The sequence below is a fragment of the Pseudoalteromonas sp. Z9A4 genome (genome assembly GCF_011378845.1).
Classification (GTDB): domain Bacteria; phylum Pseudomonadota; class Gammaproteobacteria; order Enterobacterales; family Alteromonadaceae; genus Pseudoalteromonas; species Pseudoalteromonas arctica.
In genome coordinates this window covers 1-12,716 of sequence record NZ_WTLA01000013.1, presented here as the reverse complement: position 1 = coordinate 12,716, position 12,716 = coordinate 1, and the positions used below count along the sequence as shown (strand labels likewise).

At 38.4% G+C, this 12,716-nt stretch carries 9 protein-coding genes; 4 read left to right on the top strand and 5 right to left on the bottom strand.

The features are described 5' to 3' along the window. The first annotated feature begins 56 nt into the window (after positions 1–56). The 3 genes from GQR54_RS11005 (at position 57) to GQR54_RS10995 (ending at position 4,543) form a co-directional block, all read left to right on the top strand. Entirely contained in the window at positions 57–2,426 is a 2,370-nt protein-coding gene (locus GQR54_RS11005; protein ID WP_166377643.1) for an EAL domain-containing protein, read from the top strand. 410 nt (positions 2,427–2,836) lie between these two features. Further along, complete coding sequence (locus tag GQR54_RS11000; protein WP_166377642.1) at positions 2,837–3,724, top strand: LysR family transcriptional regulator; 888 nt, start codon at positions 2,837–2,839, stop codon at positions 3,722–3,724. A gap of 54 nt (positions 3,725–3,778) precedes the next feature. Beyond that, positions 3,779–4,543: an ElyC/SanA/YdcF family protein gene (locus GQR54_RS10995; protein WP_166377641.1), complete on the top strand. Its 765-nt coding sequence runs from the start codon at positions 3,779–3,781 to the stop codon at positions 4,541–4,543. A 99-nt stretch (positions 4,544–4,642) separates the two neighbouring features. On the opposite strand, the gene GQR54_RS10990 is transcribed toward GQR54_RS10995, so the two are convergent. Further along, positions 4,643–5,395: a Nif3-like dinuclear metal center hexameric protein gene (locus GQR54_RS10990; RefSeq protein WP_166377640.1), complete on the bottom strand. Its 753-nt coding sequence runs from the start codon at positions 5,393–5,395 to the stop codon at positions 4,643–4,645. A 150-nt stretch (positions 5,396–5,545) separates the two neighbouring features. Between GQR54_RS10990 and GQR54_RS10985 the strand changes: the two genes are divergently transcribed. Continuing rightward, entirely contained in the window at positions 5,546–5,887 is a 342-nt protein-coding gene (locus GQR54_RS10985) for a hypothetical protein (RefSeq protein ID WP_002961684.1), read from the top strand. A gap of 199 nt (positions 5,888–6,086) precedes the next feature. Here the strand turns inward: GQR54_RS10985 and GQR54_RS10980 are convergent, their stop codons facing one another. The 4 genes from GQR54_RS10980 to GQR54_RS10965 form a co-directional block, all read right to left on the bottom strand. Further along, entirely contained in the window at positions 6,087–9,266 is a 3,180-nt protein-coding gene (locus GQR54_RS10980) for an amidohydrolase family protein (RefSeq protein WP_166377639.1), read from the bottom strand. A 105-nt stretch (positions 9,267–9,371) separates the two neighbouring features. Beyond that, positions 9,372–10,196, bottom strand: coding sequence for a M90 family metallopeptidase (locus GQR54_RS10975; RefSeq protein ID WP_002961680.1), 825 nt, complete (start codon positions 10,194–10,196; stop codon positions 9,372–9,374). 165 nt (positions 10,197–10,361) lie between these two features. Then, positions 10,362–11,000, bottom strand: a complete 639-nt coding sequence (locus GQR54_RS10970) for a chloramphenicol acetyltransferase (RefSeq protein WP_166377727.1) — start codon at positions 10,998–11,000, stop codon at positions 10,362–10,364. 185 nt (positions 11,001–11,185) lie between these two features. Then, positions 11,186–12,226, bottom strand: coding sequence for a Glu/Leu/Phe/Val dehydrogenase (locus tag GQR54_RS10965; RefSeq protein ID WP_165726317.1), 1,041 nt, complete (start codon positions 12,224–12,226; stop codon positions 11,186–11,188). Positions 12,227–12,716 lie beyond the last annotated feature (490 nt).

Sequence of the window (12,716 nt, the reverse complement as noted above, 5' to 3'; positions counted from 1 at the left end):
GATTGAGTTAACTTAGCATCTGAGCTAACAAATAATAAGAAAAATAATAATCGCCTATGTCGAAAAGAATCGATATCAATCAAGCGCTAGAAATAAAAACTGAACAACTCGGTATTATTAATCAGTTTTCGTCAAGCCTATTACAGCTTGACACTCTTGCAGAACTATTTGAATACGTCACTACACAGGTCGTAAATAGACTGGGTTTTGTTGACTGTGTCATTTACCTTGCCGACGATTCAGCTTCTATATTAAATCAAGTAGCATCAATGGGTATTGCCCATGAGCGTTATAAATATAGAGCACAGAGAAAAACAATAAGGTTTAGTGAAGGAATTACTGGGGCTGTTGCAACAACCGGAAAAGCGGTAATTATTGACGATGTAACAAAAGATAGTCGCTATATTCCTGATGAGCGCCCTGCTCAATCAGAACTCTGTGTCCCACTTATATATAAAAAACAAGTTTTAGGTGTTATTGATTGTGAGCACCCAATTAAGGGTTACTTTACTAACGCGCACCTTGAGATATTGACAACAGTTGCTCACTTACTCAGTGCCAAAATTAACCAGGTAAATACGGTAAATAACTTACAAAAAACAGTCGAGCAACTTAACAACGCACAAAAATTAGAAAATAGCTTATTACAAATAGCTAACCTAACCTACAAAGCTGACGACTTAGATACCTTTTTTAAAGCCTTGCATTCAATTATCAATAACTTACTTCGTGCCGATAACTTTTTTATCGCTCTATATGACAAAAAAGTGGATATACTCGACCTTGTTTATATAGTAGAAGAAGGCATGAACACCAAAACACATCAAAAAATATCTAAAGAACAGCTAAAAGATACCGCCTCATATTACCTACTGCAAACAGAGCAAGCCTTATTACTCAACAAAGGTGCCTTTCAAAGTCATATTGATAACGGTGATTTTAAGATGGTAGGGAGGCAATCAGAGTCGTGGTTAGGAGTTCCGTTTAAAACAAGTGATCGTATAAGCGGTGTTATTGTTGTACAAAGCTACGATAAAACACTGCAATACAACGAACACGACAGCGCTCTTCTAACTTACGTAAGTCGCCAAATAAGTATGGCAATTGATAGGCAACTAGCCCGACAAGAGCTCGAGCATAAAGCATTGCATGACGAGCTTACCGGCCTTGCTAACCGCTCATTACTCATTGAGAGAATAAAGCATGCTATTTTACGTTTAACGCGTGCTAAAAAAAGTACGTGCCATGCCCTGCTGTATCTAGATTTTGATCGTTTTAAAAGTATAAATGATTCGCTAGGGCATGAAGTCGGAGACCATTTTCTTATAAAAATATGCGACTTAATTAAAAGTACAGTACGAAGCACGGATACATTTGCTCGTTTAGGCGGTGATGAATTTGCTATATTTATGGAAAATACCACACATAAAAACCAAGTTAATGAAGCTTTAAACAGGATTAAAAATGCATTAGCAAAACCTCTTAATGTAGATAGCCACCTACTTCAAGCTTCTACTAGTATTGGCATCGCCTATACCAACAACGTAAATGATAAAGCTTATATACTGTTACAACAAGCCGATGCAGCTATGTATGAAGCTAAATCTACCGGACGTGGTCAGGTTAAGTTTTTTAATAATGCTATGCGTAAGAAACTTAAAACTCATGCCGATATTGAAAACGACTTGCAACATGGTATTGAGCACAACGAATTTGAACTCTATTTCCAACCAATTTTCACAATCACTACAAGTGAAGTTATTGGGTTTGAAGCGCTTGTGCGATGGCATCACCCCAAAAAGGGTTTTGTATCACCAAATGATTTTATATCGATAGCTGAAACTACAGGGCAAATTATAAATCTCGATTTACATTTGCTTGATTTAGCCGCTCAGCAGATTTCAAATTGGCACCAACAAGGCCATCGCTTTTTGAAAGTAACGGTTAATGTGTCGTCACGACATTTTGCAAGCCTTGATTTTGTAGCGCAAATACATTTTATTTATAATAAGTACCAATTACCCCTGGGTTCTTTATGTTTAGAAATTACCGAATCAGGCTTAATAGAAAATCTAGAACTCGCCACTCAAATAATAGAAGGTCTTTCACCTTTAAAAGTAAAATTGTGCCTTGACGATTTTGGAACGGGTTATTCAGCACTGGGCTACTTGCACCAACTGCCTATCCATATTTTAAAAATAGATAAAAGTTTTATAGACCACCTACAAGATTCCACCAACCCACTTGTTGAAGCCATTTTATCACTTGCGCAATCATTAAAACTTGAGGTTGTTGCTGAAGGGATAGAAACACTTGAACAATTAGCCATTTTACAATCCACCGCGTGCGACTATGGCCAAGGTTTTTTAAAGTCAAAACCGGTCACAGCCAAAGAAGCCATATTACTTATTAATAAGCCCTTATAAAAAAGCCAGCGAGTTGGTAGCTGGCTTAGGTATTACGTATATACTCATCCATTGACCTAAACTATAGATAAAAGGCAAAACGACTCTATTTTTTAAACCACAATCTAAAGTAACCATTCAACAATCCCCCACCTCACACAGTTATTTACATAGTCAAAATTCACACTGAGGTGAAGCACACCGCAATCGCTATACTTAAAATACAACATGAAGCAAACTCATCTAAAACTCATCAAACCAGTTTTTGAATGACTTTTATCGTTACTAATTCTAATATTTTCGCGATTCATAGCAATAAACCACAATAAATCACAAACTTTTAGCCATCTAGACGTTGAAACGTTTTTTATATTGGCGTAGTATGTAATTAATCTGAGCTAAACTCACTTTTTCCATGAGAATTTTTAAAGATGATTGGTATTAAACATTTAAAAACCATAGCAACCCTAAAAGAAACAGGGTCTTTGGTTAATACGGCACGAGAATTATTTTTAACACAGTCTGCTTTATCTCATCAAATCAAAGATTTAGAGAATAAATTGGATTGCCAATTATTCGAACGTAAAACTCAACCAGTCCGCTTTACCCCTCAGGGAATGCTATTACTTGAATTAGCTCACGAAATATTGCCAAAAATGGAAGCGACAAAATGCCGTTTGAAAGAAAGCTTAAATCAGCCTATTTCTCAATTGCGTTTAAGTGTGGAATGCCATGCATGTTTTCATTGGTTATTGCCTACTATTAAAGAATTTAATAACTTTTGGCCTGATATAAAAATTGACTACGAGCGCGGCTTTAGTTACGACGCTATTCCTGACCTACTAAGCGATGAGCTCGATTTAGTTTTAACATCTGACATACGTGAGCCCGACACATTAGAATACGCGCACTTATTTGATTTTAAATTGAAGCTTATTGTGTCGCCAGATCACGAACTCGCTAAAAAAGCGTATGTAACAGCGCTTGATTTAAAAAACGAAACTATTATTTCATATCCTATCCCGCGCGAACGCCAAGATATTTTTAAATACTTTATTCAAAATGCACGTTTTGATGGCACCTTAAAAACGGTTGACCAAGGATTACTTATTTTTCAACTCGTAAGTGCTGGCATGGGCGTTGCCGCTTTACCTGACTGGCTAGTTACACCTTATGAAAGCCAAGGACTAATAAAATCAATTCCTTTGGGCGCTCTTGGCCTTACTCGTCCTATGTATTTAGCGATGAAAAAAGACATGAAAGATAATCCTGTTTATCGTCACTTTTTAAATACGTGTAAGCTAAATAACGGTCGATAATCATCAATATAATGAGTAATATCGCTGTAATTAATCCTACAGCGTTTAACTCTTATGTTTGTTATTAAAAAAATGATTGGTGGCTTACTTATGCCACTGCCTCTATTTGGTTTATTTGCGTGCCTGATGCTCCTACTCGCATTTAAAGGCCGCAAATCAGCTCTCTTCTTATCGACTTTAAGCTTAATTGTATTACTTGCATTGAGCACGCCCTTTGTCGCCAATTTGATTATCCAAAATAATGAACCTGCGTCGCTTGCATTTAATACCCTAAAGCATCCAAAAATAGACAAAATAGTTGTACTAGGTTGCGATATAAACCCAAACCCAGCACTCAGTGCTAATAATCAATTAGGTAATTGTGCACTAACGCGCTTAGTAGAAGGTGTAAAACTAGCAAAGCACTACCCTAATGCAGAGCTTATAGTTTCAGGCGGGGGTTATCAAAATATCACTAATAGCGGGCTTATGTATCAAACGGCAATTAGTTTAGGCGTCAATAAGAGTCGTATATTTCAAAACCCAAAAGCAATGGATACAGGTGAAGAAGCTAAGTTACTGGCATCAAAATTAGTCGACTTCAAGGTTGTACTAGTAACATCAGTACTGCACATGCCACGCGCAAAAGACTTATTTAATGCTCAAGGTATTGAAGTCATAACCGCAGCCACTGATTATCATAATTTTGCTGCACTGCCGAGGAGCAAACAGTTTATTCCCAGTGCTCATGCTTTACTTGTGGTTACGCAATATAGCCACGAAGTAGTAGGAAACACATGGATAAGTTTGCGCCGCTGGATAGATCCAGAGGCACTGTAACTTATATAGTCCTAACCTGAACTCTGGACAATAAAATCTATTTCAACCAAAGTTCAGGTTAGCTAATAACCTAGTTAAATTAACTAATAAATAGCCTAATTAAACTGGGTTATCTATATCTATAAATGTCACATCAAAACCATGCTCTTGAGCAAGTAACTCACCCAAAGCTTTTACACCATAGCGCTCTGTTGCATGATGCCCTGCGGCAAAAAAATCAATATTTTGCTCACGAGAACTATGAATCGTTTGCTCCGATGCTTCACCTGTTAAATAAGCATCAATGCCTTGCTCTGCAGCTAAATCAATATACCCTTGCCCACCACCAGTACACAGTGCAATGGTTTCAATTTTTGTTGAACGTACCAAACTCGTAAGCGGCTCACGATCAAGTACTTTTGCTATTTTACTTGCAAAATCTTCACCACTTAATGGCGTTTTTAAACGCCCTTTCATTGCTACGCTATTTGAAGTTGGCTCAAGCCCTGCTTCAATTTCAATATCTAATAACTTTGCAAGTTGCGCGTTATTACCAACTGCGGGGTGAATATCGAGTGGTAAATGATAGCCAAACAAATTAATATCGTGTGCTAATAACGCAGCTATTCGGCGCTTTTTCATACCTGTAATGGGTTGAGATTCCCCTTTCCAAAAAAATCCATGGTGAACTAAAATAGCATCTGCTTGTTGCTCAATGGCAGCATCTATTAATGCTTGACTTGCGGTTACGCCCGTCACAATTTTTTTAATTTCGTTTTTACCTTCAACTTGTAAGCCATTTGGGCAAAAATCTTTAATTAGATGAGGCTTTAAAATGTCATTTAGGAGTTGGTTAAATTCTCTACGTTGCATATAACTTACCTTACTTAGCACTGAATTTTGTGCAAATTTTGGCGTTTATAAGCTTAAAATGAAAGGAAAATCGCAAAAAATTGAAAAACTGTTTTAAAATAGGTATAAATACCTCTTCTTTATCTGTGTTCACAACGTATAGGGTCTCTGATGAGCAAACTAGACAAAACAGAAGTGTTATCTGCCTTTGAAGCAGCGTACGAAACTGCCAATGGTAAAAAACCTGAAATCACAACTAAACCTGGTTGGTACAGCATTGATGGCGGTAAAAATTTACGCCTAGCTGACGTAGCAGAGCTTACTAAAAAGTTAAACTCTGGTAAAACAACTAAAACGAAAAAACCAAAAGCAGCTGCGCCTGTTAAAGCACAGAAAAAAGCGCCATTCACTGTTGTTACCGAAAACGAAGAAGGTTACACAGCGGAAGAACTTTGGATTGTAATTTTAGCGCGTAAAGATCATGACTGTCGCTTACCGCGCGGTGTTGTTTAATCAACATTTATGATTTTTAAAAGAAACCGCGTTAAGCGGTTTTTTTATGTGCGTTATTTGCTAAAAAAATATCTAAAAATTATATTAATTATCGTCTTCCAACCTTAATTGCACCATTTAATCAAAAAAATAGAGCCTTATAAGTTGAGTAAGACTAAAAAAAGCGGCTATGTAGCCGCTTTCAAAAGATCAAAATAAATTATAACTTTTCGAAGTAAAGTGGTTCGCGCTCTTTTTTACCCACTTCACTCATTGTCTCTGCATTGAATAATCGACCATTGATCATGGTGTAATCTACTTTATCCGAATCTCGAATATTTTTAAGCGGATCGCCATCTATAACAATTAAATCTGCCAGTTTGCCCACTTCAAGTGAGCCTACGTTTTTATCAAGTCCTAAATACTTAGCTGGATCGATTGTTGATGCACGTATAGCTTCAAGTGATGTCATTCCGCCTTGTGCAAACATCCACATCTCCCAGTGTGCACCTAAGCCTTCACGCTGGCCGTGAGCACCTAAGTTAACCAATACTCCTAGGTCTTGTAGCTCAGCAGCAACGCGTGCGTTATTAAAGTGATTATAGTGATGATCGGGCGCTTTAATGCGGCGCATAGAGCGTGGTAATAATTGGTTTTTAGGCACAAATTTACTTAAACGCGGATGATTCCACACATCAGTTTTATCGTACCAGTAGTTCTCACCCCAAATGCCACCATAAGCCACTACAAGAGTTGGTGTATACCCGACATCACTTTGCGACCATAACTGCTTTATATCGTCGTATATGTGCTCTACAGGGATTGAATGCTCAATACCTGTGTGTCCATCTACAATCATACTTAAGTTATGTTGTAATAATGAGCCGCCTTCAGGGACAACCATCATTTCAAGTTCACGACCTGCTTCAATAACTTGTTGGCGCTGCTCTCGGCGTGGCTGGTTATACGATTTAACACTAAATGCACCTACTTTTTTAAGGCGCTCTAAATGAAATTTAGCATCGTCTAACGAGTCAATATGCGAAGTATAACCTGGCATATTTGCGCCATATAAAATAGTACCGGTTGAGAAAATACGCGGGCCAACAATCATGCCTGCCTTTTGCATTTCGCTTGCGGTAAATATTTCAGAGGTATCGTTTGATGGATCGTGAATTGTAGTTACACCCAGCGCTAAACCTGCAAAGTTTTTCCAGTTTTGCTCAGGTATAATTTCGTCACTTGCTTGCGAGCCATGTGCATGAGCATCAACAATACCAGGCATAATAGTTTTACCTGTTACATCAATAACCTCAGCACCTTTAGGAATGCTTATATCGCTGGCTGTACCAATTGCTTTAATATGCTTACCATCAGTGATAATTACACCATTTTCAATAACCTTTTCGCCGTCCATAGTTATAATTTTTGCACCAGTGAGCGCAATCATACCTTTAGGCTCTGCCATTTTTTTACTGAAACCGATATTATCGCCACTTTTCACTTTAAAGTCGGTATCTTCGGCTTTGTTAATAGCAAACATCCCCTCAAGGCTTGCATGATAAAGCTCAGGCCCTAATGTCCAATAAAGCGTGTTGCTCTTAGCGCTCCAACTAATGTTTTCACCAGCACGTACCGATAACTGCTCTATTGGGAATTGACTATCTTTAGGCCCAATATTAATTGTTTTACCACTTTGAACAAACGGTGTTACAAATACTTTAAATCGCTCAGCAAAAGCGAGATATTGCCCATCTGGTGATACTCTAAATTCAGTCGCATGCTCTGACTCGTACAGTTTGCGAACTTTTTTACTTTCGAGCTCAACTACACTTAGCGTTGGTTTTGGCCAAGGACTCATTATAAAAACGCGATCGTTTGCATCTCCAAATTGTGGTTGATAACCACTTTTTGAAATAAGCTCACTTTTACCGCCTTTTGCGCTTACGCTATAAACCCCCTGATTAAGTGACCATTTAGGGTTTAAAATACTGCCGCCCGTGGCTTTTCGATAAACAACCGTTTTCCCATCTGGACTAAACGTAGGCTCTACGTACTTGCCAGGCTCTTTAGTTATTGTATCGCCACGACCACTGCGCGCAGACACAACCCTTACAGACCCTTGTTTGTTGTCATCCCATGTGGTGTAAACTATTTTTTTACCATCGCGAGAGTACTGTGGAAATAATTCGTAATGATCAGTTTGCTTTGTTAAACGCTTAATTTTACCCGACTCTAAATCGCGTTTATAAATATGCCCAAGCGCTTCAAAAATTGCCGTTTCGCCATCGGGGCTTACTTGCACATTACGCAGCATTTTTACATCAAACTCATCAGTATCTAAGTTTTGTGTAAAGCGCACTGCTTTTTGAATTTTTTTAGTAGTTTGCACTTTAAAAGGAATGGTTTTAACGGATTTGTCTGCAACATCTAGCTTGTGAATTGTACCACCAGCCCAAAATACTAACTCTTCGTTATCGGGTGTCCATGCAATAGTTGGGTATACACCATGAATAGCCCATGTTTCTTGCATATCTCGCTCAAGCTTATCGTAAAGCTTAGTGTGCTCACCGCTGGTTAAGTCATATAAATACAAGCTAGTTTGAAAGTCATCACGCTTTATATAAGCAAGTTTTTTACCATCTGGTGATGGTGTAGGCCTAATAGCACCGCCCATCGTATCGATTATGGTTTCAATTTCACCCGTTTCACGGTCGTAGCGCTTAATTTTATAAATGCCCGCTACAGAATCCTTTGAATAATGAAAGGTTTTACCGGGTGTTGCATCATGCGAAAAGTATACATAACGACCATCAGGTGAAAACATTGGCTCACCTAAATCTTTTTGATCGTTCTCGCGTTTTGTAAGCTGTACGCCCTTACCACCCGCTTTGTGATACAACCACACTTCACCTGCTCCCAATGAGCGGCTAGCTGTAAAGTGTTTACGCGCAACTAAGTAGTCGCCATCAGGACTCCATGCAGGACTATTTAGTAATCTAAAGGTTTCATCGGTAACAGCGTGTTGATTTTCACCATTTAAGTCCATTATCCAAATGTTATCGCCACCACCTTGATCGGAGGTAAACGCAATACTTTTGCCGTTAGGACTAAAGCGTGGTTGCATTTGCCATGCAATATCAGAGGTGAGCTTTGTAGCTGTACCACCACTCATTGGCATAGTGTAAATATCGCCAAGTAAGTCAAACACCACAGTTTTACCATCAGGGCTAATATCTATATTCATCCATGTGCCCTGATCAACGCTAATTGCAGCGTCAACAAATTGCCCCTTAGGTGAATCTACTTGCCATTTTTGTTCGTCTTTTTCAGCGGCATTTACCTGCCCTATCGCTAATGACACCGACAGCGCCAATACTGTATGAAGCATTTTTTTCATGCGTTTCTCGCTTGTTATTGTTGCAGTAAAAACTATTTCACATGATTGCAACAAAAACAAACGCAACTTGCCAGCGTTATATGATAAAGCGCGGTTTATGTAGGTTTAATGCCAAACAATAGGGTCAAATTGATAGTAATTAACTAGCATACTGTAAATTTCAGGATCGTATCGGCGAAGCTCTGCGGGCTTTTCGAGGAAGGTTTCGGTGAGTACAGCAAAAAACTCAGCTTCGTTAGTCGCACCATAGCTGTGAATAACATGCGGCATGCTATAGGCAACATGGCTTTTTAACTGGGTGAAAGCACGGCTAAATACTCTGCCCCACTCTTTGTAATCTGCTGAGCTTTTTAAAATGGGTGTGCCCGTTGTTTTACCTGTTTCTTGATCGAGTTGATGCGCAAACTCATGAAATACCAAGTTATGTCCATCGCTTGGTAAACGATTACCCTCAAGTACATCATGCCAGCTTAAAACGAGCGTGCCGCCAGGCCATGACTCGCCTAGTCTTACCGTATTATGGTAACTCACAAGTCCTGCACTATCGCGAGTTGATTGCGGAGCATAATAAGCACTTGGATATAATAAAATTTCTTTTACATTTCTATATAACGGCCACGGTTTATTAAGTACTAATACACACGCATCGGCGGCAACAATTAACTTCATTGCAGACGTTAGCCTTAAGCCATCACAACCGACAAAGCGTTTTTCGTTTAAAAACCACGTAATATGTCGCTCTAATTTTTCTCTGTCGGCGTCGGTCATTTTTTTATAGATGGGCATGCAACGCAGTAAAATATCTTTTTGCTGCGAATTTAAAGCAAAGTCTTTATATTTACTGCGCCATAATCGGTTTTGAATTGATGGCCAACGCCAGAAAATCACCACAAAAAGAATTAAAACAACAATTAACAGTCCATTTATCATGGGGATTTCCTGAGCTAAAGTATGGTATATAAATATGTCCAGCACACGTGTTTTTCAAGCATATAAGGTTATGTATTTGAATATAAAGTAATTCACATCGCATTGCTTATAGATTACTTATAAATTGTTTACTGCTTTGCACTGCCGTTACTGATGTGTTTAAAGTTAATTTTTGCAAAAGGTGTCAAATGTACCCTGCAATGTGTTTATAAATTTCGCTACGTGCAAACCATCCATTAATGAATGGTGTACATCGACAGCTAAAGGCATTGTGCCTGTGTGTTTATCAAACTGACCAAATACAAATTTAGGAATGCCTAAACTCTGCCCTTCACTAAATGCATGCGAAAACGCACTAAAATTCAGCCACGGCAAAACAGATATATGAATTAAATCTGCCTGCCCTTCTGTTTGAGCAAATGCATCAGAAAATAACGGCTGTAATTTCGCTTTTTTGCTTACGTCACTTGCATGATTTACAAACTCTTTAAACTCGCCTGTGCTGTTAAAATAACTAAAAACAAACGTATCGTTTTCAGACAACTCAACCACACTTGCGCGAACACTATTAAGTAACCATGGTTGATTATCTATTATACGTAGCATTATTGAATCGTACTCATGGCACGCTTTTAAGGTGCAATATACATACGCTTGAAAAAAAGAAAATTGATTGGTTTTGCAATAGTCGTAAAGTGCTTGAGCATCTAAACGCACACACACATTAAAATAAGGCTGAGAAAAGTGTTTAAATAATTCAAAGTGTTGCTTTCTAGGCCAATTATCTAAATCGATAGGCTGCATGAGAGAAGTTGAGGGAGTCATAATTTGCCGCACAAAATTAAAAACAAAGTGTACCGCTGTTCAGTAATAATTGCATTAGGGTCTGTTAATCTTTCAAGGATAAATCCGCAAAGATCAACACCCCTTAACTTACAGATAAACAAAAGGTGTGCAATTGCACACCTTTATTGCATTTTAGCTTAAATTTATAGACCGTTTTTAATGATCTCTTGCGCTAATTCGTCAGCAATTAAATGCGTTGATTTTTGCTCTTTTTCGCTACGGGCAAAGATTTCCGTTAACGTATTAAAAATACCTTCAACATGTTTATTAGACGCTGCTGCACTGTAACCTTCTGGCGCTGTTTCGTAATAAACATTAATAATACCACCAGCGTTAATTACGTAATCAGGGGCATATAAAATGCCTTTTTCACGAATAACTTCACCGTGGCGAGACTCTGCCAGCTGATTATTAGCACAGCCTGCAATAATAGTCGCTTTTAAACGCGGTATCGTTAAATCGTTAATAGTTGCACCTAATGCACACGGTGCATAAACATCAACATCTAAGTCGTAAATTTCATCAATGCCAACCGCAGTCGCGCCAAAATCATTAACTACGCGATCAATTGCAACTTGGTTAATATCTGTTACAAACAACTCAGCGCCCGCATCAGCTAAATGCTTACATAAACCATAAGCAACAGCACCTAAACCTTGAACAGCCACTTTCACACCTGCAAAATTTTGATGACCACGTTGATGCTGTAGCGCTGCTTTAATTCCTAAAAACGTACCGTATGCTGTAAATGGCGATGGGTTACCACTTTTACCTTCAAGGCCCAGTACGTAATTAGTTTCTTTATTCATAATAGCTACATCAGCACATGTGATGTTTACATCTTCTGCTGAGTAATAACTGCCATTTAATCGCTCTAATTGGCGACCAAATGCACGGAATAATTGCTCAGATTTAATTTCTTTCGCGTTACCTATAATTACAGATTTACCGCCACCAAATGGTAAGCGCGCAACTGCATTTTTATAAGTCATGCCTTTTGATAAACGTAGCACGTCGTAAACAGCATCTTCGTCGTTCGCATAATCCCACATTCTACATCCACCAACAGCAGGACCTAGGTTGGTATTATGTACAGCAATAATTGCTTTTAAACCCGATTCTTCATCAGAACAAAAAACCACTTGTTCATGGTTATCAAATTCAACTCGATTAAACACAGCCACTTAAAATACTCCGAAATAGTTAACCCGTGAGAGGGTATGCGCGCTGGAAATAGTCGAGACTTTATCACTTCATATTCGAGTTCGCTATACTCGCAGAAGATAAAACCAATGAAAACATCAAGCTTAAATTAAATAACCGGATTAAAACTATTGTATAGATAAAAAATTCACAAAATCGTCATTTGTAAGTTTTAAAAACTATAAATAGAACAACCACATCAATTTACGTTTACGTGAACGTAACACAACTATTGCGTGTAAAGTTTAATATACAAGTGCTGCTTGCCCGCCACGTACTGCTGCCTATAGGTTTCCAGTAAAAAGTGAGCTTTTTCGCAAACTGGTCAGAGCTGTAAACTTGGTAATGACTCTATTTAAAAAAACAAAAAAGCGAGCACTAGGCTTAATGCAGATCGTTTAAGCTAATTGAACGATCTTTCAAAGGGCTCATAATAGGCTACAACAGAAGTTGTGGCCTATTTTTATGTCT